Genomic DNA, 23709 nt, shown 5'->3' on the forward strand with positions numbered 1-23709 from the left:
TCCAAGATCTCTGCAAGTTGACCGACCAAGTGATGTTCTTATACCGACCTGGTCGGTCAACTAAACTGATGATAGGTCAAGGGCTGAAAGTGGCACCCCACTTGAACCATGTTGTTGTGGGTGGCGGTAGGGTTGTCCCATGTCTCCAGACGAGAGCCCTCCGGAGCCCCGGGGTCCGCTTTTCAAAGTCATCGTTGACTATCTCCAGGGCGAGATCACCAGCGGCGGCCTTGCTCGGGGCGAGAAGGCCCCGTCTCAGCACGAGTTGATGGCGCAGTTCGGTGTTGTGCGTTCTACCGTCCAGCGGGCGATGGAGGAGTTGAAGCGCGAGGGATGGCTGGATGCGGTGCAGGGGAGTGGCACCTTCGTGAAAGGGATCCCTTCCGCTGACGGGAGCGCCGGTGCGCGCATGCCGACCAGTGCCGTGCTGAGTGATTGGCTCAAGCAGGCTTTCCGGGAGAGTCGTGTGGAGCTGGACGTTCTCTCGTTTACCTCGGAGAGTTTCCATCTGGCCCTGGCTGAGGCGCTGATGCCCATCCGCGTCAACCGGAGCGGTCCGAAGTCCATCCGGGTGCGCATGCTGCTCCCGGCCGACGGTCCGACGCTGGCCTACCCGCGCAGGGTGGACGGTCTGCCGGATGAGCGGCTGCGACTGCGCTCGGCCCGGCTCATCGAGCGGCAGGCCGGAAATGTCGACGAGGCCCTTGTGAATCTCCATGCCTGGGGATACGTGGACGAGGTGGATGTCGACATCCGGCGCGTGCCGGTGATGCCTCTACAGAAGATCTACCTGCTCAACCGGACCGAATCGCTGCGTGGCAACTACGAGATCGCCAAGCGTCGCCTCCGGCTGGACACGGGAGAGTTTCTGGAGGTCTACGACGTCCTGGGTCTGGGGGCACAGCTCGACCTCTTCACCAGCGGATCAGGGCGGGTGAGCGCGGAGAGCTCCGAAGTGCCTGAGGAAGCAGGTACCCGCATCGTCCGCCAGGACCAACGACTGTTTGACTCCCTCTGGGAGAGCGCTGACGGGATAGCCGAGGGCTAAGAGGAAGCAATGCCACAGCCTGCCGAGAGAGACGATTCCAAGTGACGCGAAGCAGTACTACCGAACTCGACACCGCAACCGGGCAGGTGTCGAGACATCTGCAGTTGGTCGAGTGGTTGCGCTCGACCCGCGCTGTCGCCTTTGACTTCGACGGTCCGGTCTGCAGACTCTTTGCCGGCTATTCGGCTCCGGGCATTGCCGCGGAGCTGGCCGACATGTTGCCGCGTGAGGAGTTGCCAGGTCTCTTCAAGGACCCGGGCCCCGATCCGCACGCTTTGCTCGTAGCGGTCGATCAGGCGATCGACCGGCTGGGGAGTGGGGACCTGCAGCCACTTGTCGTTGAGCTCGAGGAGCGGCTCAGCAAGCTGGAGGTGGAGGCGACAGTCTCGGCTGCGCCCACGGCTGGGCTACCCGAACTGGTCGGGCTGCTACGGGCGCAGGGCGCTGTACTTGCCATTGCCTCCAACAACAGCGCTGCGGCCGTCACGGCCTACCTGGACCGAACGGGGTTGACCGAGTGCTTCTTCGGTCCAGTGCTCGGTCGCGACCGTGACCCACGCAGGATGAAGCCGTCGCCCTTCGTACTTGAGCGGGTAGTGTCGGAGTCAGGAGTAGCACTTGAGGAGTGGGTCTTCATCGGCGACTCTCTCGCGGATCTGCGCGCGGCTCGGTACGCGGGGATGCGCTTCGTCGGATTCGCCCCACGTGCGAGTCGGAGAGAAGAGCTGCTCCTCGAAGGCGCGGTGCAGGTTATCGGTGGGTATGCGGAGTTGTTGTCGGACCTGAACGACTCGGTTGCGTCGCCGATGGGTTCGCGATGGTGAGGCACATTCGTAACGCCCGCAGGTTGGGAGGTTCCAGTGGCCCATGGTTCACGGTCCGCCTCGGCATTGAGGGGGAGGCGCAGGACCGAGTTGTCGCTCAGCCAGTTCACTGACGCCATGGCGCACTTGGCTCACAAGGGCCGTCCGGTCGGCAGCGGATACCACCATCTCAATCTCAGCCTGAGAATACCCTGCCGGGGCTATCGGACGCTTCGGTACGACACTGTGAAGGTTCGCCGTCGGGTTCCTGCGATCGACCTGGTCGAACGCGTCTGGGAGAACGAAGGGCAGCTGCTCCAGCTGTTGCGCTCCTGGCCCGGAGGACTCCCGGTGGGCGTGCCGCTGCTGCTCCACCACTCCCATGACGGTGTGTCAGTGCACAGCTATGTGCCCGGGACATCGCTGGCAGATCGCTATCCGGAGGGTTCGCGTCTGCCGACCCGGGTGGTGGATCAGATTCTGCAGCTGTTTGCCGTGCTTACCGCTGTGGTGCCGACGAGGTTGCCGAAGCCTTCGGGGGGTCGAACGTTCGCTGTGGATTCCTCTGCCTTTCTCAGGGCGCGGGTGGTGTTCGCCCAGCGGACTCTGGCCGACCAGAATTCGGAGAGGTTCGGGGGCCTGTTCGCATCGCTGGGGGTTGACCCATGGGCCATGGAATCCTTTGGAGCGCGGCTTCCGGAACTCACTGACCGTCCCTTTGCGCTCTTGCACACGGATCTGCACCGGGGCAACGTGATCGAGGGCCGGAGTGCCAGGATCACTGTGCTGGACTGGGAGCATGCCTGTTACGGAGATCCGCTGTACGAGCTGGCAACGCACCTCTGCCGGACCCGCTACCCGAAACAGCAGGAGTCAGAGGTGATCCGACGCTGGGAGGAAGCGGTCGGTCAGAGATCGCCCGCCGGCGTCGAGGGGCTCGCGGAGGACCTCAGGCACTTTATCGACTACGAGCGAGCCCAGTCGTTCTATCCGAACACGATCAGGGCTGCGCTGGCCTACTCCGCGGATCCGACCCCGCGCACGCTTGCCGCCGGCGGGCGTTGGCTGCACCGGACGCTCAGGGAGGCGGCGGATCCGCTCCGCCTCAAGCGCGTGAGTTCCGAGGAGGAGTGCCGGGCCGAACTCCTGCGCTGGTACGAGGGTGACGGGCGGGCGGGTTAGTGCCGCTGGGACGTTACGGGCTTGTGATTATGTAGCTCATATGTCTAGCCTTCCGGGAACGCCCGCATGCGTGGGCACCGCTCCTCGGGACGCCGAGTCCTGTCCAGCCGGGGGGTGGAATCCGAACTTCAGGATTGGGCAGGAGCGGGGGACCCAGGTAAGTCGCCGCAGTTCGCAAGGCTGCGGCTTGGGGTGAAGGCGCGTCAGCGCCCGGGCTACCTCACAGCCCGAACCCGACAGCTCACCTCGCAGGCGTCGGAGAGGGTACCTGCCATGCCTTTCACTACGCCCGGACGCCATCGCAAGCCGCGCACCAGCCAGACCAAGCGCCTGGTCGCGACCGCGAGCCTCGGCACCGCCGGCATCGCCCTGCCGCTGATCGGCGCGACCAGCGCCTCCGCCGCCTCGGTGTCCACCTGGGACAAGGTCGCCAGCTGCGAGAGCGGTGGTGACTGGTCGATCAACACCGGCAACGGGTACTACGGCGGGCTGCAGTTCTCCGCCTCCACCTGGAGCGCCTACGGCGGCGGCCAGTACGCCTCCACCGCGGACCACGCCACCAAGGGCCAGCAGATAGCGATAGCCGAGAAGGTCCTGGCCTCGCAGGGACCCGGCGCCTGGCCGGTCTGCGGGCCGAAGGCCGGGCTCACCCAGGGGGGCGCCGCCGCCTCGGTGAGCACCTCGGGTTCGTCCTCTTCCTCCAGCTCGAGCTCTTCCAGCTCTTCGAGTTCGTCCTCTTCGTCGAGCTCCGACTCGACCAAGAGCAGCACCGAGCAGACCAGCACCAGCATCGGCAAGCACCGGTCGACCGCCGCCACGGACTCCGCCTCGAAGGTCACCAAGCCGGCAGCCAAGACGACGACCACGAGCACGGCCGCGCCCAAGGTCGGTCACGGCAACTACACCGTGAAGTCGGGCGACACCCTCTCCGGCATCGCCGCCGCCGCGCACCTCAGCGGCGGTTGGACCGAGCTGTACAAGGACAACAAGTCCACCGTCGGCGGGAACCCGGATCTGATCTTCCCGGGCCAGAAGCTCGTCGTGGTCTGACACGGCTGTCGACTGACCCCCGTTCGGCTCGCAGCCATCGGGGCGCGGAGCCCCTGCTCGCCAGGTGAACTACTGGTGAGTAGGGGCTCCGTCCGGTGAGACAGGCCGAAGGTCCGGGTGGCCACGCCCCCGGCTGCGGCTAGGCTCTTGTCGTAAGCACCCCTGTATTCCCCCCTAGGAGATGCCTGTGCCGTCCATCGACGTCGTCGTAGCCCGGGAGATCCTCGACTCACGAGGCAACCCCACGGTCGAGGTCGAGGTCGGCCTCGACGACGGCAGCACCGGTCGTGCCGCCGTTCCGTCCGGCGCCTCCACCGGCGCGTTCGAGGCCCTGGAGCTGCGTGACGGTGACCTGTCGCGCTACTTCGGCAAGGGCGTGGAGAAGGCCGTGCTCGCGGTCATCGAGCAGATCGGCCCGGAGCTGATCGGCTACGACGCCACCGAGCAGCGCCTGATCGACCAGGCCATGCTCGACCTGGACGCCACCCCGGACAAGTCCTCCCTCGGTGCCAACGCCATCCTGGGCGTCTCCCTCGCTGTGGCGCACGCCGCCTCCGAGGCCAGCGACCTGCCGCTGTTCCGCTACCTGGGCGGCCCCAACGCCCACGTGCTGCCGGTCCCGATGATGAACATCCTCAACGGCGGCTCGCACGCGGACTCCAATGTCGACATCCAGGAGTTCATGATCGCTCCGATCGGCGCGGAGTCCTTCTCCGAAGCCGTCCGCTGGGGCGTCGAGGTCTACCACACCCTCAAGAGCGTGCTGAAGAAGCGCGGCCTCTCCACCGGCCTGGGCGACGAGGGCGGCTTCGCCCCGAACCTGGACAGCAACCGCGAGGCGCTTGACCTCATCGTCGAGGCGATCCAGCTGGCCGGCTACACCCCCGGCAAGGACGTCGCGCTGGCCCTGGACTGCGCCGCCTCCGAGTTCTACAAGGACGGCAAGTACGAGTTCGAGGGCAAGTCCCGCTCGGCCGCCGAGATGACCGAGTACTACGAGGAGCTCGTCGCCGCGTACCCGCTGGTCTCCATCGAGGACCCGCTGTTCGAGGACGACTGGGCCGGCTGGACCGTGCTGACCGGCAAGATCGGCGACAAGGTGCAGATCGTCGGTGACGACCTGTTCGTCACCAACCCGACCCGGCTGGCCCGCGGCATCAAGGAGGGCGCGGCCAACTCCCTCCTGGTGAAGGTCAACCAGATCGGCTCGCTGACCGAGACCCTCGACGCCGTCGAGCTGGCCCAGCGCAACGGCTTCCGCTGCATGATGTCGCACCGCTCCGGCGAGACCGAGGACGTCACCATCGCCGACCTCGCCGTGGCCACCAACTGCGGCCAGATCAAGACCGGCGCGCCGGCCCGCTCCGAGCGCGTCGCCAAGTACAACCAGCTGCTGCGCATCGAGGAGATCCTCGACGACGCCGCCGAGTACGCCGGCCGCGGCGCGTTCCCGCGGTTCCAGCACAGCGAGGCCTGACCCGCAGGCGCAGCGCGCCTGACCGGTGCCCCGCCGCGTTCACCCTCTAGGGTGGGTGGCGGGGCACCGGCACATCACAGCCGGCACAGCGTCAGCCGGATCGGGCCAGGGAGGGCGAGTACGTGAGCGGCAGCACAGCCAGGGGCAGCGCCCCCCGCAGGCCGCGGCTGACCGGCCGGGCCGCCGTCCTGGCCCTGGTGCTGTGCTCGCTGGTCGCCGCGCTGGCCTATCCGACCCGGCAGTTCATCGCCCAGCGCTCGCAGATCGCCCAGCAGCGCGCGGCGGCGGCCCAGGCCCAGGCCCAGGTGGACGAGCTGCGCCGGGAGAAGGCCCGCTGGCAGGACCCGGCGTACGTGGCGGCCCAGGCCAGGGAGCGGCTGCACTACGGCTATCCCGGCGAGACCCCGTTCGTCTCGGTCGCCCCCACCACCGGCGCGAGCGGTACCTCCGGGACGCCCGCCGCGGCCCAGGCGCAGCAGCCCTGGTACGACAGCCTGTTCCAGTCGCTGGAGACGTCCGACCGGACTGGCGCGGCGGGCGCGACCGCACCCCAGAACTAGAGCCATCCAAGAAAGCAAGGCAATGACGCAGACCCCTGACACCCCTGAGGGCGCCACCCGGGAAGGCGCGCCCCAGGACGCCGTCCCCGCCGTCGCCCCGGACGACGTGGCGGCGATCGCCGCCCAGCTCGGCCGGGTGCCGCGCGGGCTGCGCGCCGTCGCCCACCGCTGCGCCTGCGGCCTGCCGGACGTGGTGGAGACCGCACCGCGACTGGAGGACGGCAGTCCCTTCCCCACGCTGTTCTACCTGACCTGCCCCAGGGCCGCGTCAGCGATCGGCACGCTGGAGGCCGACGGGGTGATGAAGGAGCAGACCGCCCGGCTGGCCGAGGACCCGGAGCTGGCCGCCGCCTACCAGCGGGCCCACGAGGACTACATCGCCCGGCGCGACGCCATCGAGGTGCTGGAGGGCTTCCCCAGCGCCGGCGGGATGCCGGACCGGGTGAAGTGCCTGCACGTCCTGGTCGGCCACAGCCTGGCGGCCGGACCGGGCGTCAACCCGCTCGGCGACGATGCCCTGGCGATGCTGCCCGAGTGGTGGCGCAAGGGCCCCTGCGTCTGCGTGCCCACCGCCGACGGTGCCGAGGGGTGCGACAAGTGACGCTTCAGCGTGTGGCTGCGATCGACTGCGGGACCAACTCCATCCGCCTGCTGGTCGCCGACCTCGACCCGGACACCGGTGAGCTGCACGACCTGGACCGGCGGATGACCATCGTCCGGCTCGGCCAGGGCGTGGACCGCACCGGGCGGCTGGCCCCGGAGGCGCTGGAGCGCACCTTCGCCGCCTGCCGCGACTACGCGGCGGTCATCGCCGGGCACGGCGCCCAGCGGCTGCGCTTCGTGGCGACCAGCGCCTCGCGCGACGCCGAGAACCGCGACGAGTTCGTCAGCGGCGTCCGCGCGATCCTGGGCGTCGAGCCCGAGGTGATCAGCGGCGACGAGGAGGCCCAGCTCTCCTTCACCGGTGCGACCAGGGAGCTCAAGGGCGAGGACGGGCTGACGCCGCCCTACTTGGTGTTCGACCTCGGCGGCGGCTCCACCGAGTTCGTGCTGGGCTCCGACCGGGTCGAGGCGGCCCGCTCGGTCGACATCGGCTGCGTCCGGATGACGGAGCGTCACGGCGGCGACACCATCGCCATGCGGGCCGACATCAAGGCGGCGCTGGACCTGGCCGCCGCCACCGTCCCGCTGACCTCGGCGGCGACCCTGGTCGGCCTGGCCGGGACGGTCACCACGGTGGCCGGGATCGCGCTCGGCCTGCCTGCCTACGACTCCGCCGCGATCCACCACTCGCGCATCCCGCTGGCCAAGGTCCGCGAGGTCACCGCGATGCTGCTGGCGTCCACTCCGGAGGAGCGCGCGGCGATCCCGGTGATGCACCCCGGACGGGTGGACGTCATCGCCGCGGGGGCCCTCGTTCTGCTCGCCGTCATGGAGCGCAGCGGGGCTTCTGAGCTGGTCGTCAGCGAGCACGACATCCTCGACGGCATCGCCTGGAGCGCGGCCGGGGAGACGGCTCGCGAGGGCGCTCCAGAAACTTCGTGAATTTCTTCACATGGGGTTCCCGGCTTTGGGGTCACCCGAAGGGCCGGTTCGTCCGAATTGCGAGACCCAAGGCCCCTGGCGGGCGTCGGCCCGGGCATCCAAGGCCGGGGGCCTTTTTCGCACGCACAATCGCAATGAGTGCGACGAGCTGCGGCGATACCCGGCACCCCGGCAGCGGGCCGGTCGCAGGGCACCCAGTGGGAACCATGGGCCGCGTAGTGTAGCAGGTGGTGTCCAGAGGCATGTGAGGAGGGCCACAAGGGCTGCTCCGGACGGTGCTGGATACTTTCGGATATGAGCACCACGGAGCGTCCTCGCATTCTCATCGTCGGCGGTGGATACGTCGGCATGTATGCCGCGATGCGCATCCTCAAGAAGATGCGCTACGGAGAGGCGACCGTCACGGTCGTCGACCCGCGGTCCTACATGACGTACCTGCCCTTCCTTCCCGAGGCGGCGGCCGGCAATGTCGCGCCTCGCAACCTCGTCGCGCCGCTGCGCAGCACCCTCAAGGGTGCGGAGGTCCTCACCGGTCACGTGACCGCGGTGGACCAGGAGCGCAAGATCGCGACCATCTCCCCGGCCGCGGGCGACTCGTACGAGCTGCCGTTCGAGTACCTCGTCGTCGCGCTGGGCTCGGTCTCCCGCACCTTCCCGATCCCCGGCCTGGCCGAGAACGGCATCGGCATCAAGTCGGTCGAGGAGGCCATCAGCCTCCGCAACCACGTGATCGCCCAGCTGGACAAGGCCGAGTCCACCACGGACGAGGCGGTCCGCAAGCAGGCGCTGACCTTCGTGGTCATCGGCGGCGGCTTCGCGGGCATCGAGACCGTGGCCGAGCTGGAGGACATGGTCCGCGACGCGGCCAAGAACTACCGCAACGTGAAGCGTGAGGACATGCGCTTCATCGTGGTCGAGGCGGCCAACCGCATCCTCCCCGAGATGGGCCCGGACCTCGGTCTGTGGACCAAGGAGAAGCTCGAGGAGCGCGGGATCGAGATCTACATCGAGACCTCGATGGACTCCTGCGTCGACAAGCACGTGGTGCTGAAGAACGGCATCGAGGTCGACGCCTCCACCATCGTGTGGACGGCCGGCGTCAAGCCCAACCCGGCGCTCGCCAACTTCGGTCTTCCGCTGGGCCCGCGCGGCCACGTCGACACCGCCCCGACCCTCCAGGTCCAGGGCTTCGACAACGTCTGGGCCGCCGGCGACAACGCCCAGGTGCCGGACCTCGCCGTCGGCGAGGGCGCCTGGTGCCCGCCGAACGCGCAGCACGCGGTCCGCCAGGCCATCGTGCTCGGCGACAACGTGGTCTCCGGGATGCGGGGCTTCCCGCAGAAGGAGTACAAGCACAAGAACCTCGGCGCAGTTGCCGGCCTGGGCCTCCACAAGGGTGTGGCGATCCTCTTCGGCAAGTACAAGCTGAAGGGCCGTCCGGCCTGGTGGTTCCACCGCCTGTACCACGGCAGCCGGGTACCCACCATGAACCGCAAGGTCCGGGTGTTCGCCGACTGGACCCTGGCCATGTTCCTCAAGCGCGAGACCGTCTCCCTGGTGGAGATGGAGAAGCCGCGCGAGGTGTTCATCGAGGCGGCCTCGCCCGCCCCGAAGCCGAAGCCCGCGGTCGCGGCCGAGGCCGCGAAGACCGAGAAGGTCCCTGCCTGATCGTTCCACCGCACGCCCTCCTGCCCGGCAGCGTCGCCGGACCACACCCGTGGTGCTCATAACCGGCACCGCTGCCGTAAGTGCCCCGGCTCCTCCTCGATGGAGGGGCCGGGGCACTGGCGTTTCACTTGGGGCCTGCGGCCACCGTCGCGGCTTCTCGCAGGGGTACGGGGCGTCGCGCCCCGGGGGATCGCAGTATGACCGGCACCGCTGCCGTAAGTGCCCCGGCTCCTCCTCCACGGAGGGGCCGGGGCACTGGCGTGTGCAGGAGTGTTTGGACGGGCCGTCAGGAGGTCTTGATGGAGTCCAGGATGTCCAGGCGGGACGCCCTGCGGGCGGGCCACAGGGCGGCGCCCAGGCCCACCAGGGCGGCTGCCAGCACGTAGGCCGCCAGCTGTCCCGCAGGGAAGGCCGTGGTGAGGCCGGCCAGCGAGGACTTGAGCAGCTGTACCGCCGCCCAGGCCAGGAACTCGCCGATGGCCACCCCCAGCACCGCGCCGAAGAGCGCGATCGCCACCGACTCCAGCCGGACCATCCGCTTGATCCCGCGCCGGTCCAGGCCGATCGCCCGCAGCATCCCGATCTCGCGCTTGCGCTCGAAGACCGACATCGCCAGGGTGTTGACCACCCCCAGGACCGCGATCAGCACGGCCATCCCCAGCAGTCCGTACATCACGTTCAGCAGCAGGCTGATCTGCGAGCTGAACTCCTTCACCATCTGCTGCTGCGACTGCACCTGGACCAGCGGGTTGCGTCCGGTGGAGTCCTTCAGGGCCTGCTCCAGCGCCGGCGAGGCGCCCGCGGTGCCGGACACCAGCACCGCGCTGTAGTACGGCGCGGTGGTGTGCGGGGAGAGCACCGACTCGCTCATCATCACCGGCCCGAGCAGGCCGCTGTCCTGGTAGATGCCGCCGATCCGGACCGTGCCGGTGCTGCCGTTCGGGTAGGTGAACCGGGCGCTCCCGCCGACGCTCCAGTGGTGCGAGGCCGCGGTGGACTTGTCCACCAGCGCCGCGCCCTGGCCGATCGCGCCGGCCGATCCGTCCAGCATGGTCGGGGCGACCAGCCGGCTGAAGCTGTCGGCGTCGAAGCCGCTCACCGAGAGGTCCCGGCCGTCGGCCTTGACGTACTGGGAGTCGATGACGCTGGTGGCGCTGACGCCCGCGGTGGACTTGATGGCGGGCAGCGCGCTGGGCGAGACCGGCTCGCCGAGCATCACGCTGACCGCGTAGTCGGCCTTCATCCCCGAGGTGACCTGCTTGGTGACCGCGTCGGTGACCGAGGCGCCGATCACCGTCAGCGCGCTGATCAGGGTCAGCCCGATGGTGAGCGCGGACGCCGTGGCCGCGGTGCGGCGCGGGTTGCGCAGCGCGTTCTGCTTGGCCAGCTTGCCGGAGACCCCGTACAGCCGCGCGAACAGCGGCCCGACCAGGGCGATCAGCGGACGGGACAGCAGCGGGGTCAGCACGAACGCGCCGATCAGGATCAGCCCGGCGCCGGCGCCCACCGGCAGCCGACCGGAGCTGCCGCCCAGGTGCGCGCCGTAGAGCACGGCAGCCAGGCCGGTGCCGAAGAAGGCGGCGCCGATGGAGTTGCGGACCACCAGGGACTTCTGGGTGGCGGGCTGGTCGTTGCTGCTCATCGCGGCGACCGGGGGGACCCGGGAGGCGCGGATGCTGGGCAGCAGCGCGGCCACCACGGTGACCACGACCCCGGTGAGCAGCGTGGCCACCACGGTGGTGGGGGCGATCACCAGGCCGCCGGCGGGCAGGTTCCCGCCGGATCCGAGGAAGGCCTTGAGCCCGGCCCCGATCCCGATCCCGGCCAGCAGCCCGCCCAGTGAGGCGAAGACCCCCACGAACAGGGCCTCCAGCAGCACCGAGTTGGTGATCTGGCGGCGGCTGGCCCCGATGGCGCGCATCAGCGCGGTCTCCCGGGTGCGCTGGGCGATCAGCATGGTGAAGGTGTTGGAGATCAGGAAGATGCCGACGAACAGCGCGATCCCGGCGAAGGCCAGCAGCGCGGTGCGCATCCCCGAGGTGGCGGCCTGCACCGCGGCCGTCGAGTCGGCGCTGAGCTTCACCCCGGTCTTGGCGGTGATGTTCCCGCTGTGCGGGAGCACCGGCAGGACCTCGGAGAGCAGCTGCTGCTCGCTGGTGCCGGGCTTGGCGACGGCCTGGATGGTGGTGAACTGTCCGGCCTTGAGGTAGAGCTGCTGTGCGGTGGCGGTGTCGAAGAGCACCAGCGAGCCGCCGGCCTTCACCTGCGGGTCGACCGTGGTGAAGATGCCGGTGACGGTCATCTGCATGACCGGGCCGTTGACGGCGAGCCGGACCGTGTCGCCGACCTTGAAGCCGTTCTTCTCGGCGGTGCGCTGGTCCACCGCGATCTGACGGCTGTTCACCGGACCGGTGCCCTGGACCATCGGGTAGGTGCTGTCCCGGCCGTCGGCGCCGGGCACCCAGTTGGAGCCCTGGGTGTTGCCGCGCTCGCCGATCAGGTTGCCCTGCGGGTCGGAGAGCCCGGCGAAGCCGGTCACCGTGCCGCGGGCGGACTGCGCCCCCGGCAGTGCGGCGATCCTCTGGACGGTGGCGTCGGTGAGCGGCAGCGCCGAGCTGTTGTTGTCCGAGGCCTTGGCGTCGCTGCCGGCGGCGGAGTTGTGGACCTGGACCGAGATGTTGTCGAAGCTGGAGGACTGGCTGTCCTTGAAGGCCTGTCCGACCGAGTCGGAGAAGACCATGGTGCCGGCCACGAAGGCGGTGCCGAGCAGCACGGCCAGCATGGTCATCAGCAGCCGGCCCTTGCTGGCCAGCACATTGCGCAGTGCGGTGCGGTACATGACGGACCCCCTCTCAGCTGGTGCGGCCCTTGGCGTCGAAACGACGCATGCGGTCCAGGACGCTGTCGGCGGTGGGGCCGTACATCTCGTCGACGATCCTGCCGTCGGCGAGGAAGACCACCCGGTCCGCGTAGGAGGCGGCCACCGGGTCGTGGGTGACCATCACCACGGTCTGGCCGAGTTCGCGCACCGAGTTGCGGAGGAAGCCGAGGATCTCCGCGCCGGAGCGGGAGTCCAGGTTGCCGGTGGGCTCGTCGGCGAAGATGATCGCCGGACGGGACGCCAGGGCGCGGGCGCAGGCCACCCGCTGCTGCTGGCCGCCGGACAGCTGGGAGGGGCGGTGCCCGAGCCGGTCGGCCAGGCCGACGGTGGCCACCACCTGGTCCAGCCAGGCCTGGTCGGGCTTGCGGCCGGCTATGTCCATCGGCAGGGTGATGTTCTCCAGCGCGCTGAGCGTGGGCAGCAGGTTGAAGGACTGGAAGACGAAGCCGATCTGGTCCCGGCGGAGCTTGGTGAGCTGCTTGTCCTTCAGCCCGCCGAGCTCGGTGTCGCCGATGGTGGCGGAGCCGGCGGTGACCGAGTCCAGGCCGGCCATGCAGTGCATCAGCGTCGACTTGCCGGAACCCGAGGGGCCCATGATGGCGGTGAACTGACCCCGTACGAACTCGACGGAGACCTGGTCCAACGCGGTGACGCGGGTGTCTCCCTCGCCGTAGACCTTGCTGAGGCCGACGGCGCGAGCCGCGGCAGTGAGCAGGGTTGTCGTCACAGGACTACTCCAGTCAGAGAGGATGGGGTGTGGATCCATCCTCCCGGCCTGGTCACGCCGTGTAGTCGCCCGACCGGACGGTTGCGGGTACTGCCTGCCGTCGTAGGGGACGCAGCGCGCTCTCCTCCCCAGGTATGACAGCACCCCTGAGGGGGTCGACTGCGGTCCCGGGACGGTCGCTCTGCACCGACGATGCGTCAAGTAACGGTGAAATAAGACAACTTCCCCACAGGTGTGGGCATCTGAGGGGTCAGCTGCGGCTAGGCTCAGAGTGCGGAAGGGCCCGGATGGTGGAACGCAGACACGGCGAGCTTAAACCTCGCTGGCCGCCAGGCCGTGCCGGTTCGAATCCGGCTCCGGGCACCCGTCCCCTCGCTACATTGACATGCGCGCGGCGGCGCGGCGCAGACCGTACTCGTGCACCAGGGCCTTGGCGTAGCCGTAGGAGATGCCGTACTCGCGGCGGAGCCAGGCGATCTTCTCCTCGCAGCGGAGCAGGCTCGGTCCCTCGTCGACCGCCTTGAGCCAGTCGCCGAGCGGGCGGCCGGTGACGGCGGGAATGCGGGACAGCAGGTTCTGGTGGGTTTCCGTGGAGTACATGAGGGACACTGGGCGCCTCCAGAGGTGGGCCGGTGCTGGGTCGGCCCGATGTGGGTGTGGCCGACTCTTTCGACTCTGCCCGAGGGCAGACCCCTTGGCAACAGTCGCCGGAGGATACGCTGACGGCATGTCCGATCCGACCCCTCTCCTTTTCGCGGCTGACCGGCTGGCGGACCGTTTCCGCTCGATGCCGCAGCGCAGGCTCACCCAACTGGCTCCGGAGGGCCTGAGGTTGGCCCGGCGGCTGGCCCGGCAGGAGGAGGCGGTGGCCGGCGGTCCGGCCCGCTCCGAGCTCCCGGACGCGGGCATCTTCGCGGTCGGCGACCAGATCGCCCTGGCCGCGCACGACCTGGCCGAAGCGCTGCGCGAGGCCGACCGCGAGGAGGCGGAGACGGTGCTGGCGGAGGCGCTGGCCGCGGTGGAGGACGGCTACAGGCTGGCGACGACCCGGTCGGCGAGGATGTAGACGGTCTCGTCGGCGCTCTCGGCGGCGAGCTCGCCGCCGTCCGTGCTGTCGGTGCCCAGCGCGAAGGTCAGCGCGTGGCCGCCGGGGAGGCGGGAGTTGCCGAGCAGCCGGACCTGGGCGCCGGCGTCGACGGCGGCACGGAGCTTGGCACCGGCCGCCGGGTCGCCGGGGGCGATGCACAGCGTGGTCTCGTCCTCGAAGATGTAGACGTCCAGCGTGCCCATCGGGCCGGGGCGGACGTCGCGCAGCGTGATGCCGACCGCGACCAGCTCGTCCAGCCGCAGGTCGGTCCACTCGGGGGTGGGCGTGGGCCGCGGTACGAAGCCGGGGACGGAGGGGTGCGCGGGGCGGTCCGAGGGCAGCGGGCGTTCGGGGAGCTCGGCCCGGTCCGGACGGTCCCCGGCCGGTGTCACCGGGTGGCCCGCGGAGCCGCTGCTGGTCTCGGAGATCATCTCCTCCAGGGCGGAGCGCAGCGCGTCGGCGAACTCCGGGTCCATCTCGCCCTGCTCGTCCACGTAGCCGCGCGGCGCGGGCAGCATGACCACGCTCTCGCTGTCGAACAGCGGGCCGCCGCCGAGGTCGTCCTCGGCCATCCGGGCCTCCTGTTCGGCCCAGAACGAGCGCGCCTCCGCCATCTCCCGCTCCCGGTCGTCGGCGAGCGCGACGGCGACGGATTCGCGTACGGCCGAGTCGAAGCGCCGGTTGAGTGCGCGCAGCGCGAGCAGACAGGCGGTCGCGGTGGCTGCGGTGAAGACCAGCAGGGCGGTGAGGACGAAGACGAGGATGTTCACGGAAGCACCCCTAGTGAAGGGTTGAACTGGCGGTCAACCCCACAGTGCCCCACGGCGGCGGATTGCGGCAGTGCGTAATGTCCTTTTCATTTGTGACGTCCGACATCAACCGAATTGATCCGGCTGGAAAATTGCACGCAGAGCAATCGGACGAATACGTTGCGTCGACAATCCGTCGGTTTTTCGCAAAGAAAGCGGTCCAGGCCGCGCCGTAGCGTGACCTGGACCTTACCCATCTGATGTGGGGCCAAACGGGTCATTCTGAGAAATCTATGAGAGCCGCTCGATCACCATGGCCATGCCCTGTCCGCCGCCCACGCACATCGTTTCCAGACCGAACTGCCTGTCGTGCCACTGGAGCGAATTGATCAGCGTGCCGGTGATTCGCGCGCCGGTCATGCCGAAGGGGTGGCCGACGGCGATGGCGCCGCCGTTGACGTTCAGCCGGTCCAGGTCGACGCCCAGGTCCTGGTACGAGGGGATGACCTGGGCGGCGAAGGCCTCGTTGATCTCGACCAGGTCGATGTCGCCGATGGCCATCCCGGCCCGCTTCAGCGCCTGCTTGGACGCCTCGACCGGGCCGTAGCCCATGATCTCGGGGGAGAGGCCGGAGACGCCGGTGGAGACGATCCGGGCCAGCGGGGTCAGCCCGAGCTCGCGGGCCTTGGTGTCGGACATGATCACCAGCGCGGCGGCGCCGTCGTTCAGCGGGCAGCAGTTGCCCGCGTTGACCGTGCCGTCCGGGCGGAACACCGGCTTCAGGCCGGAGACCGCCTCCAGGGTGACCCCGGCCCGCGGGCCGTCGTCCTTGGTGACCACGGTGCCGTCCGGGGTGGTCACCGGGGTGATCTCACGCTCCCAGAAGCCGTCCGCGATGGCCTTCTCGGCGAGGTTCTGCGAGCGGACGCCGAACTCGTCCTGCTCGCGGCGGCTGATCCCCTTGAGGCCGGCCAGGTTCTCCGCGGTCTGGCCCATGGCGATGTAGACGTCGGGCACCAGCCCGCTCTGCCTGGGGTCCTCCCACGCCGGGGCGCCGGTGCTGGAGGCGGTGGCCACGGTGCGTGCCTCGGCGTCGGCGAACAGCGGGTTCTTGGTGTCCGGCAGGCCGTCCGAGGAGCCCTTGATGCTGCGGGAGACCATCTCCACGCCGGCCGAGATGAAGACGTCGCCCTCGCCGGCCTTGATCGCGTGCAGCGCCATCCGGCTGGTCTGCAGCGAGGAGGAGCAGTAGCGGGTGATGGTGCAGCCGGGCAGGTGGTCCATGCCCATCTGCACGGCGACCACCCGGCCCAGGTTGTAGCCCTGCTCGCCGCCGGGCAGGCCGCAGCCCAGCATCAGGTCGTCGATGTCGCGCGGGTCCAGCTCGGGGACCTTGGCCAGCGCGGCCTGGATGATCGTCGCGGTCAGGTCGTCCGGGCGGACGTCCTTCAGCGAGCCCTTGAACGCCCGGCCGATCGGCGAGCGGGCGGTGCTGACGATGACGGCTTCGGGCATGGGGACTCCAAGGGTGGGGAGGGCGCTCGGGGGACAAGTTACCCTCAGGTAGAACCCGCGTCAGCGCCGACGGCGTGTGAATTACCTGACCTTGCGTCATCGGCCGGAGCCGTTGCGGGCTCCGCCGATTCGGCCGGGTTCCCCTCCGGCAGGTGCCGCCTGCGGCGGTGCTTGAGCAGCGCCCAGCGGCCCCGCGGCCCGGACTCCGAGCCCAGCACGGCGGCGCCGGCCACCTCGGTGCCGCCGCGTCCGGCCGCCTCGGCGGCGGCCTGGGCCACCGGCAGCACGCCCTCGCCGCGGAAGGCGTCGGGGCGCTCCTCGGCGCCGCCGTCCGGCCACAGGTCCAGTGCGGCGCAGAGGGAGGGGAGCATGGCCATCGCCGCGGTGGCGTAGCCCTGGGCCGAGGGGTGGTAGCGGTCCGAGGCGAACATCTCCGGACGGCCGCTGAACTCGGGGCCGAGCAGGTCGCCGAGCGACACGCTGCGGGCGCCGGCCTCGACCACCGCGATGGTCTGGGCGGCGGCGAGCTGGCGGCTGGCGCGCCGGGCCAGCCAGCGCAGCGGCGGCCGTACCGGCTCGATGGTGCCGAGGTCGGGGCAGGTGCCGACGACCACCTGGGCCCCGGCCGAGCGCAGCCGGCGGATGGCGGCGCCGAGCATCCGCACCGAGGCGGTCAGCCTGACCCGCTGGGTGACGTCATTGGCGCCGATCATGATCAGCGCGATGTCCGGTTCGGCCCGCAGCGCCAGGTCGACCTGGCGCTCCAGGTCCTCCGAGGTGGCGCCGTTGGCCGCGGCGACGGACAGCCGTACCGGCCGCTCGGCGATGGAGGCGATGCCGCCGGCGAGCAGCGCGCCCGGGGTGTCCCGGCCGCGGGTCACCCCGAAGCCGGCCGCGGTGGAGTCGCCGAGCACCGCGAAGAGCAGCGGTTCGGCGTCCGCGTCGGCGGCGAAGGCGCGCCCGTAGACGCCGTCGGCCGGCGGCGGCTCTCCCTGCAGGGTGTTCAGCGTGTGCTCGGCGAGCTTGGCCTCGGTCAGCAGGACGCCGGCGAAGCCGACCCCGACCAGTCCGATCCCGCCGCCTCCGTAGGCCGCAGCGGCGGCGATCCGCCGTGCCACCCTCGCTCTCGACATGAGCGACCCCCAAGCTGTCTCTGCCTGTCCTTACCTTGGCAGTCTGCCCCACTAGTCTGATCCCAACAGGGCGACAAACCGTGCGTCCCTAACAAAAAACCGCGGAGGAGAACCCGTGCGGTACCACGAGTCGATCATCGATCTGGTCGGCAACACCCCCCTGGTCCGGCTGAACAAGGTCGCCGAGGGCATCAGCGCGACCGTGCTCGCCAAGGTCGAGTACTTCAACCCGGGCGGGTCGGTCAAGGACCGGATCGCGATGCGGATGATCGAGGCGGCGGAGAAGTCGGGCGCGCTCAAGCCCGGCGGCACCATCGTCGAGCCGACCTCGGGGAACACCGGGGTCGGGCTGGCCATCGTGGCGCAGCAGAAGGGCTACCGCTGCATCTTCGTCTGCCCGGACAAGGTCTCCACCGACAAGATCAACGTGCTCCGGGCCTACGGCGCCGACGTGGTGGTCTGCCCGACCGCGGTCGCGCCGGAGCACCCGGACTCCTACTACAACGTCAGCGACCGCCTGGTCCGGGAGACCCCCGGCGCCTGGAAGCCGGACCAGTACTCCAACCCGGAGAACCCGGCCAGCCACTACCACTCCACCGGCCCGGAGCTGTGGGAGCAGACCGGCGGCCGGATCACCCACTTCGTGGCGGGCGTGGGCACCGGCGGGACCATCTCCGGCACCGGCCGCTACCTCAAGGACGTCTCCGACGGCGCGGTCCAGGTGATCGGCGCGGACCCGGAGGGCTCGGTCTACTCCGGCGGCACCGGCCGCCCCTACCTGGTGGAGGGCGTGGGCGAGGACTTCTGGCCGACCGCCTACGACCGCTCGGTGGCCGACGAGATCGTCCCGGTCTCGGACAAGGACTCCTTCCAGATGACCCGCCGGCTGGCCAAGGAGGAGGGCCTGCTGGTCGGCGGCTCCTGCGGGATGGCGGTCGTGGCGGCGCTGCGGGTGGCCGAGCGGCTGGGCCCGGAGGACGTGGTGGTGGTGCTGCTGCCGGACTCCGGCCGCGGCTACCTCTCCAAGATCTTCAACGACGACTGGATGCAGGACTACGGCTTCCTGGACGAGGGCGGTCCGGAGGCGGTGGCCGGCGACGTCCTCGCCAGGAAGGACGGCCTGGAGCACGACGGGATTCCGCAGTTCGTGCACATTCACCCGAACGAGTCGGTGGGTGAGGCCGTGCACATTCTGCGTGAGTACGGCGTGTCGCAGATGCCGGTGGTCTCCCCGGGGGCCGGGCACCCGGATGTGATGGCCGGTGAGGTGATCGGCTCGGTGGTGGAGCGGGACCTCCTTGACGGTCTGTTTGCGAAGCGGTTCGAGCTGGGCGACCTGATCGGCCCTCATATGTCGCCCCCGCTCCCGGTGGTGGGCTCCGGCGAGTCGGTGACCCGGCTGATGGGAGTGCTGGAGAAGGCCGACGCCGCGGTCGTCCTGGTGGACGGGAAGCCCCAGGGCATCGTCACCCGGCAGGACCTGCTGGCGTTCCTGAGCGCCCACGGGGGTGCGCTCGGTGGGGCGCACGGGACCGGTGTCGGCGTTCACTGAACCGCCTTCAACTGGTACACCTACGACACGTACCGGCAGCACGCGCTTAACAACACCCGGGCAATGTTGTCACCACGGCAAGAAGCCGAGCGTGGTGGCAGCGAAAGTCCGGAGCGGCTCCCGGACCCGCAGTCACCTCAGGACGCGTCGGACGGCCCTGACCCGGCCGGCCGCGTCCCCGCCCGCGGGGAACGCCGTCGTCCCGCCCCTGTCGGTCCCGACCGATCAACAGGGTGCGGCGATCCCCGCGGCACCAGGCTCCGCGTTCCCGGGTGGGGGAACTCAGCGGAGACAGTAGGGCCTGTCCTTCGAGGACCGGCCCTACTGGTGTGTCATGACGGATGTGCCCCGGGCGCCGGTTCGGCGCCGCGGGCAGGGCCGTGCGGGCTCAGCCCGCGAAGCGGCGGCTCACGAAGATCATGCCGACCCCGGCGACCAGGAAGCCCGCCCCGCCCAGCGCGTACGGCGTGGTGTCGACCCCGGTGTCGGCCAGCTGCTCGGTGCTGCCCCCGGTGCTGCTCTGCGCGGCGGCCTTCTGCACGTCGCGCTGGCTCGCCTGGGAGGTGGCGGCCGAGGCCATCGGGCCCAGTGCCAGCGCGGCGGCGGTGCCGAGGCCGGCGGCGACGGCCGTGATCGTGAGCGGGCGGCGGGTGGTCAATGTCGCTCCCAGCGGAGTGTCGTGGTCCGCACGATGCTAATGAGTCAGGGCGGCGTTGGATAGCCTCGGACCCATGACTAGTGACACCAGTGGGCTTGAGAACACCGATCGGCGCTACGTCCGGCTGCAGATCGAACTGATCGTTGAGATCGCGGACGAGAAGGCGCTCCAGGTGGCGGCGCTGGAGCAGGTACGGGCCGACGAGTTCCTGGAGGACGAGGAACGCGCCGAGGCGGTCGCCGCCATCGAGATCGACCCGGCCGGGGCGATCGCACACTTCGTCGACCCGGTGGCGATGCTGGAGGGCGTACCCGGGGTGGAGCTGGCCGAGGCCACCTGGGAGTCCCAGCCGGTCGACTACGACCCGGAGAACGAGGACTGGGACCTCTACGACGCGGAGTAACGACCCAGCGGGTCGATGTGCGGGGCAGGTGCAGTGCAGGCGGGCGGTTCCGGAGTCCCGGGGCCGCCCTTCGTCGTACCGTCCCTCCCCATGCTGTTGCCATGTCAGCATCTGTCGGCTTTGCTCCTGATTGGGATGTAACTGTTGTTTCGGTCTATGTTCATGTGACTATCAGATAACTTGGGTGAACTCTCCTGGGACCTGGGACAACGCCGACCGGTGCACCGCCGACACGAAGGAGCAGCAGTGGACGACACGACGACGTCAGGCAAGGGCAAGGGCGGCCCCTGGGCCAGGCGGACGATCGTGGCGGGACTGATAGCGACGCCGGTGGCGCTGGTCGCCGGATGCAGTTCCTCCGGCTCCTCGGGCTCCTCGGACAAGAGCGGCAGCGGCGGCAGCAGCGCCGCGCCGGTGTCCAAGGCCGCCATCACCACCACTCCGGCCAACGGCGCCAAGTCCGCGGTGTTCACCCAGCCGGTGAAGGTCGCCGTCAGCAACGGCACGCTCAGCTCGGTCACCCTCACCGGATCGGACGGCAAGCAGGTGGCCGGCGAGCTGGCCGCCGACAAGCTGAGCTGGACCAGCACCGGCAGGCTCAGTTCGGGCACCGGCTACACCCTTGCGGCCGTCGGCACGGACTCCGACCAGGTGCAGGCCACCAAGAGCGTCTCGTTCCGCACCGGCGCCCCGGAGAAGACCTTCATCGGCTACTTCACCCCCGACAACGGCACCACCGTGGGCGTGGGCATGCCGGTCTCGATCAACTTCAACAAGGCCGTCACCGACAAGGCCGCCGTGCAGAAGGCGATCACCGTCACCGCCTCGCCGGCGGTGGAGATCGTCGGCCACTGGTTCAGCAGCACCAGGCTGGACTTCCGGCCCGAGACCTACTGGGCCGCCGGCACCAAGGTCACCCTCACCCTCGCGCTCAAGGATGTCGAAGGCTCCAGCGGCGTCTACGGCACCCAGGCCAAGTCCATAAGCTTCACCGTCGGCCGCAGCCAGACCAGCGTCGCCGACCTCAGCGCCAAGACGCTCACGGTCACCAGGGACGGCAAGGTCACCCAGACGTACCCGATCACCGGCGGCAGTCCGGAGCACACCACCTGGGCCGGGAAGATGGTCATCTCGGAGAAGTTCCTGCAGACCCGGATGGACTCGACCACGGTCGGCCTCGGCGGCGAGTACGACATCAAGGACGTGCCGCACGCCCAGCGACTGACCACCTCGGGCACCTTCATCCACGGCAACTACTGGGCCAGCACCTCGGTCTTCGGCAGCGAGAACACCAGCCACGGCTGCGTCGCCATGCACGACACCAAGGGCGCCGGCGACTCCAGCACCCCGGCGGCGAAGTTCTACAACAGCTCCATCACCGGCGACGTGGTCGAGGTGGTGAACTCCGGCGACAAGACCGTGGACCCGGCCAACGGGCTGAACGGCTGGAACCTGGACTGGGCCAGCTGGAAGGCCGGCAGCGCGGTCTGACTCCCCGTCCGGCCCGCCACGAACCGGTATGGACGGAGCCCGGGGCCAGGCCGGACAATCACCATCATGACGACCCCGGAGTCCCTGACCCAGGTGGCTCGGATCTCGGACGCCGAACGCGACCGGGCGATCCGGCTGCTCCGCGAGCACTCGGTGCAGGGGCGGTTGTCGCCCGACACCTTCATCCGCAGGATCGAACTGGCGCTCACCGCCCAGCGCCGCGCCGACCTGGACGAACTCATCGCGGACCTGCCCGACCAGGGCCGGCTCACCCGGCTGGCGCTGCGCGCCGTCGCGTCGGTCTCCCGCTTCGGCGTACGGCTGCGCGGCGCCTGGCAGACGCCCAGACTGCAGCCCCTGGTGCTGCCGGGCCCGGAGACCCCGGTGCTGCGGATCGGCCGGCTGCCCGGGTCGGAGCTCAGGCTCACCCATGAGTCGGTCTCCCGCACCCACGCCGAGCTGCGCCGGATCGGCGACGAGTGGATGCTCCGCGACCTCGCCTCCACCAACGGGACCCTGGTGAACGGATGCCGCATCATCGGCCAGGTCGCGGTCCGCCCCGGCGACCGGGTCGCCTTCGGCCACACGGTCTTCCGCATCGAGAGCCGGAGAAAGCTCTCCTGACGCTGTCGGTGCCGCTCACCGGCGGACCAGGGAGCGGCAGGGGCCGGTGTCCGGCGGGGTGGCGACGAGGGCGTCCAGGGCGGCGTCGACCGCGGGTCCGGTGGTGGTGGGGTCGGCGAATTCGAGGTGGAGCACCTGGTCCCAGGACTGGGCGAAGCGGGCGTGGCCGGAGTCGACCAGGGCCAGCAGCAGGTGCGGGCGGAAGGCCTGGTGGGCGGCGGTGCGGGGGGCGGCGTCGGTCTGCGGGAGCCGGGCGGCGATGGCGTCCAGCCAGCCCGCGTCGATCGCGCCGAGCAGGTCGTCCAGGCCGGTGAGCGGGCGGCCCAGGGCGGCCTGGGCGGCGTCGGCGGCGACGGCGCAGTCGTTGACCAGGGCGGTGCGGCCGGCGCCGCGGGCCAGTTCGTCCCAGGGCACCGGACGCTTGTCGGCCGCCTCGGGGGAGAGCGCGGCCGCGGCCACCGCGGAGAGCAGCAGCTCGTGCTCGCGCAGCAGCGCCAGGGCGGGCCGCTCGGCCCCGGTGACGGTGCGTCCGTCCGGCGGCAGCGCCTCCAGCGCGGCGACCCGTTCGCTGATCGGCGGGTGCGAGTCGTAGGGGGTGGTCTCCTGGGCCGGCGGCTCCCGGCGCAGCTTCTCCAGCTCCTCCTGCCGACCCTCGGCGGCCAGCAGCGAGCGGAAGCCGCCGTAGAACTCCTCGGGCAGCGGCAGCAGCCCCGCCTCCCAGCCCACCGAGGCGTAGCGGTCCAGGTAGAAGTCGTAGGCCGCGTCCAGCATCGGGAGCCGGCGCAGCGCGTCGGCGGCGTGGTCGCGGCCGGCGATCCGGGCCGCGGCCAGGTCCGCGCTGAGCTCCTGGCGGCGGCCGACCGACTCGGAGACCCGGATGTAGAGCTTGGCGTAGCCGGCGAAGAGGTTCGCGGTGATCGCGCGCCCGCTCGACCTGGCGTGCTGGATCACGGTGATCAGGCTCTGCCGTCCGCGCACGGTGATCCCGGCGAGCCGGGTGTCCTTGTTGCTGTAGTGGCCCAGCTCGTGCGCCAGCACCGCGTCCAGCTGGGGTTCGGTCAGGCCGATCAGCAGCGGGACGCCGATCAGCATCCGGCGGTGTCCCGGGACCAGCCCGAGGAACCTGGGGTTCTCGCTGACGGCGGCGTTGACCGCCGGTATCAGCCGGATCTCGTCCGGGGCCCTGGTCCCGACCTGCCCGGCCAGGCCGCGCACCCGGGCCCACAGCTCGGGCTGCCGCTCCGCGGCGACGGTGACGCCGGGCGGTGCCTCGTCCCTGGGGCGGCGCACCAGGAACACCCCGCGCACCAGCGGGATCGCCACCACCACGCTGAGCAGCACCAGCTTGAGCGCCCCGGCGCTCGCGCCGGAGTCCAGATGGGTGAGGATCTCGACGTCCATCAGCACCAGCGCGGCGAGGAAGCCCAGCGCGATCACGTAGAAGCCGGCCAGCAGGGTGAGCGCCTGGACGGCGCGCACGGACGTACGCATGGAAGAACGGCCCCTCTCAGGAGATGCACATCTGTGCGACATCTCGAACAGCGAGGACCGGATCG

Annotated in this window: 22 protein-coding genes, 1 tRNA gene and 1 riboswitch; of the genes, 15 read left to right on the top strand and 8 right to left on the bottom strand. The window is 70.1% G+C overall.

What is annotated here, in order from left to right:
* Positions 1–139: 139 nt before the first annotated feature.
* From ABUW04_RS29035 to ABUW04_RS29075, 9 genes are all read left to right on the top strand, one after another.
* The gene (locus ABUW04_RS29035) at positions 140–1048 is read left to right on the top strand and encodes a GntR family transcriptional regulator (RefSeq protein ID WP_380567369.1); all 909 of its coding nucleotides are present in this window, start codon (positions 140–142) and stop codon (positions 1046–1048) included.
* Positions 1049–1089: 41 nt separating this feature from the next.
* Complete coding sequence (locus tag ABUW04_RS29040) at positions 1090–1872, top strand: HAD family hydrolase (protein ID WP_380567371.1); 783 nt, start codon at positions 1090–1092, stop codon at positions 1870–1872.
* Positions 1873–1962: 90 nt separating this feature from the next.
* Positions 1963–3033 (top strand): phosphotransferase family protein, encoded by a 1071-nt coding sequence (locus ABUW04_RS29045; RefSeq protein WP_380567373.1) that lies wholly within the window; start codon positions 1963–1965, stop codon positions 3031–3033.
* A 109-nt stretch (positions 3034–3142) separates the two neighbouring features.
* Positions 3143–3303: riboswitch (cyclic di-AMP (ydaO/yuaA leader) on the top strand.
* Positions 3304–3306: 3 nt separating this feature from the next.
* Positions 3307–4083, top strand: coding sequence for a LysM peptidoglycan-binding domain-containing protein (locus ABUW04_RS29050; RefSeq protein WP_380567374.1), 777 nt, complete (start codon positions 3307–3309; stop codon positions 4081–4083).
* Positions 4084–4264: 181 nt separating this feature from the next.
* A complete protein-coding gene (eno, locus tag ABUW04_RS29055; protein WP_198037282.1) occupies positions 4265–5560 on the top strand; it encodes a phosphopyruvate hydratase in 1296 nt (431 codons plus the stop codon).
* A 122-nt stretch (positions 5561–5682) separates the two neighbouring features.
* A complete protein-coding gene (locus ABUW04_RS29060) occupies positions 5683–6120 on the top strand; it encodes an FtsB family cell division protein (RefSeq protein WP_051724885.1) in 438 nt (145 codons plus the stop codon).
* Positions 6121–6142: 22 nt separating this feature from the next.
* Positions 6143–6721 carry a DUF501 domain-containing protein gene (locus ABUW04_RS29065; protein WP_380567376.1) on the top strand — a complete coding sequence of 193 codons (579 nt, stop codon included), beginning with the start codon at positions 6143–6145 and terminating at the stop codon, positions 6719–6721.
* Complete coding sequence (locus ABUW04_RS29070; protein ID WP_030249944.1) at positions 6718–7665, top strand: Ppx/GppA phosphatase family protein; 948 nt, start codon at positions 6718–6720, stop codon at positions 7663–7665. The genes ABUW04_RS29065 and ABUW04_RS29070 overlap by 4 nt, the downstream gene beginning before the upstream one ends.
* Before the next feature lie 294 nt (positions 7666–7959).
* Positions 7960–9333: an NAD(P)/FAD-dependent oxidoreductase gene (locus ABUW04_RS29075; protein WP_030249946.1), complete on the top strand. Its 1374-nt coding sequence runs from the start codon at positions 7960–7962 to the stop codon at positions 9331–9333.
* A 286-nt stretch (positions 9334–9619) separates the two neighbouring features.
* On the opposite strand, the gene ABUW04_RS29080 is transcribed toward ABUW04_RS29075, so the two are convergent.
* Positions 9620–12172: an ABC transporter permease gene (locus ABUW04_RS29080; protein ID WP_380567378.1), complete on the bottom strand. Its 2553-nt coding sequence runs from the start codon at positions 12170–12172 to the stop codon at positions 9620–9622.
* Positions 12173–12185: 13 nt separating this feature from the next.
* Complete coding sequence (locus ABUW04_RS29085; RefSeq protein WP_380567379.1) at positions 12186–12980, bottom strand: ABC transporter ATP-binding protein; 795 nt, start codon at positions 12978–12980, stop codon at positions 12186–12188.
* Positions 12981–13222: 242 nt separating this feature from the next.
* Here ABUW04_RS29085 and ABUW04_RS29090 point away from each other — a divergent pair.
* Positions 13223–13304, top strand: a tRNA-Leu gene (locus tag ABUW04_RS29090).
* A gap of 12 nt (positions 13305–13316) precedes the next feature.
* Here ABUW04_RS29090 and ABUW04_RS29095 read toward each other — a convergent pair.
* Positions 13317–13541: a DUF4287 domain-containing protein gene (locus ABUW04_RS29095; RefSeq protein WP_370134298.1), complete on the bottom strand. Its 225-nt coding sequence runs from the start codon at positions 13539–13541 to the stop codon at positions 13317–13319.
* Between the two features lie 127 nt (positions 13542–13668).
* Between ABUW04_RS29095 and ABUW04_RS29100 the strand changes: the two genes are divergently transcribed.
* Positions 13669–14007 carry a hypothetical protein gene (locus tag ABUW04_RS29100; protein WP_380567380.1) on the top strand — a complete coding sequence of 113 codons (339 nt, stop codon included), beginning with the start codon at positions 13669–13671 and terminating at the stop codon, positions 14005–14007.
* On the opposite strand, the gene ABUW04_RS29105 is transcribed toward ABUW04_RS29100, so the two are convergent.
* The 3 genes from ABUW04_RS29105 to ABUW04_RS29115 all read right to left on the bottom strand — a co-directional run bounded on the left by ABUW04_RS29105 (position 13971) and on the right by ABUW04_RS29115 (position 17425).
* Entirely contained in the window at positions 13971–14798 is an 828-nt protein-coding gene (locus ABUW04_RS29105) for a hypothetical protein (protein WP_380567381.1), read from the bottom strand. The two genes, ABUW04_RS29100 and ABUW04_RS29105, sit on opposite strands and share 37 nt — an antisense overlap.
* Positions 14799–15068: 270 nt before the next feature.
* On the bottom strand, positions 15069–16292 hold the full coding sequence (locus ABUW04_RS29110) for an acetyl-CoA C-acetyltransferase (RefSeq protein ID WP_380567383.1): 1224 nt from the start codon (positions 16290–16292) through the stop codon (positions 15069–15071).
* Positions 16293–16336: 44 nt separating this feature from the next.
* On the bottom strand, positions 16337–17425 hold the full coding sequence (locus ABUW04_RS29115) for an SGNH/GDSL hydrolase family protein (RefSeq protein ID WP_084713531.1): 1089 nt from the start codon (positions 17423–17425) through the stop codon (positions 16337–16339).
* 115 nt (positions 17426–17540) lie between these two features.
* On the opposite strand from ABUW04_RS29115, the gene ABUW04_RS29120 reads away from it, so the two are divergent.
* Complete coding sequence (locus ABUW04_RS29120) at positions 17541–18977, top strand: cystathionine beta-synthase (protein ID WP_030249969.1); 1437 nt, start codon at positions 17541–17543, stop codon at positions 18975–18977.
* 388 nt (positions 18978–19365) lie between these two features.
* Here the strand turns inward: ABUW04_RS29120 and ABUW04_RS29125 are convergent, their stop codons facing one another.
* Complete coding sequence (locus tag ABUW04_RS29125) at positions 19366–19635, bottom strand: LPXTG cell wall anchor domain-containing protein (protein WP_030249971.1); 270 nt, start codon at positions 19633–19635, stop codon at positions 19366–19368.
* A gap of 73 nt (positions 19636–19708) precedes the next feature.
* On the opposite strand from ABUW04_RS29125, the gene ABUW04_RS29130 reads away from it, so the two are divergent.
* The 3 genes from ABUW04_RS29130 (at position 19709) to ABUW04_RS29140 (ending at position 22153) form a co-directional block, all read left to right on the top strand.
* On the top strand, positions 19709–20038 hold the full coding sequence (locus ABUW04_RS29130) for a hypothetical protein (RefSeq protein WP_030249974.1): 330 nt from the start codon (positions 19709–19711) through the stop codon (positions 20036–20038).
* Between the two features lie 246 nt (positions 20039–20284).
* Positions 20285–21529 carry a L,D-transpeptidase gene (locus ABUW04_RS29135; RefSeq protein WP_030249976.1) on the top strand — a complete coding sequence of 415 codons (1245 nt, stop codon included), beginning with the start codon at positions 20285–20287 and terminating at the stop codon, positions 21527–21529.
* 66 nt (positions 21530–21595) lie between these two features.
* Positions 21596–22153 (top strand): FHA domain-containing protein, encoded by a 558-nt coding sequence (locus ABUW04_RS29140; protein ID WP_380567385.1) that lies wholly within the window; start codon positions 21596–21598, stop codon positions 22151–22153.
* 15 nt (positions 22154–22168) lie between these two features.
* Here ABUW04_RS29140 and ABUW04_RS29145 read toward each other — a convergent pair whose 3' ends face one another.
* Positions 22169–23644, bottom strand: a complete 1476-nt coding sequence (locus ABUW04_RS29145; RefSeq protein WP_380567386.1) for a M48 family metallopeptidase — start codon at positions 23642–23644, stop codon at positions 22169–22171.
* Positions 23645–23709: the final 65 nt, after the last annotated feature.

This window comes from Streptacidiphilus jeojiensis (genome assembly GCF_042510965.1).
GTDB lineage: Bacteria > Actinomycetota > Actinomycetes > Streptomycetales > Streptomycetaceae > Streptacidiphilus > Streptacidiphilus jeojiensis.

Coding starts and splice junctions, on each gene's coding strand:
- ABUW04_RS29035 (WP_380567369.1), top strand. CDS start 140: ATGTCTCCAGACGAGAGCCCTCCGGAGCCCCGGGGTCCGCTTTTCAAA.
- ABUW04_RS29050 (WP_380567374.1), top strand. CDS start 3,307: ATGCCTTTCACTACGCCCGGACGCCATCGCAAGCCGCGCACCAGCCAG.
- eno (WP_198037282.1), top strand. CDS start 4,265: ATGCCTGTGCCGTCCATCGACGTCGTCGTAGCCCGGGAGATCCTCGAC.
- ABUW04_RS29065 (WP_380567376.1), top strand. CDS start 6,143: ATGACGCAGACCCCTGACACCCCTGAGGGCGCCACCCGGGAAGGCGCG.
- ABUW04_RS29075 (WP_030249946.1), top strand. CDS start 7,960: ATGAGCACCACGGAGCGTCCTCGCATTCTCATCGTCGGCGGTGGATAC.
- ABUW04_RS29080 (WP_380567378.1), bottom strand. CDS start 12,172: ATGTACCGCACCGCACTGCGCAATGTGCTGGCCAGCAAGGGCCGGCTG.
- ABUW04_RS29085 (WP_380567379.1), bottom strand. CDS start 12,980: ATGGATCCACACCCCATCCTCTCTGACTGGAGTAGTCCTGTGACGACA.
- ABUW04_RS29095 (WP_370134298.1), bottom strand. CDS start 13,541: ATGTACTCCACGGAAACCCACCAGAACCTGCTGTCCCGCATTCCCGCC.
- ABUW04_RS29100 (WP_380567380.1), top strand. CDS start 13,669: ATGTCCGATCCGACCCCTCTCCTTTTCGCGGCTGACCGGCTGGCGGAC.
- ABUW04_RS29110 (WP_380567383.1), bottom strand. CDS start 16,292: ATGCCCGAAGCCGTCATCGTCAGCACCGCCCGCTCGCCGATCGGCCGG.
- ABUW04_RS29115 (WP_084713531.1), bottom strand. CDS start 17,425: ATGTCGAGAGCGAGGGTGGCACGGCGGATCGCCGCCGCTGCGGCCTAC.
- ABUW04_RS29130 (WP_030249974.1), top strand. CDS start 19,709: ATGACTAGTGACACCAGTGGGCTTGAGAACACCGATCGGCGCTACGTC.
- ABUW04_RS29140 (WP_380567385.1), top strand. CDS start 21,596: ATGACGACCCCGGAGTCCCTGACCCAGGTGGCTCGGATCTCGGACGCC.
- ABUW04_RS29145 (WP_380567386.1), bottom strand. CDS start 23,644: ATGCGTACGTCCGTGCGCGCCGTCCAGGCGCTCACCCTGCTGGCCGGC.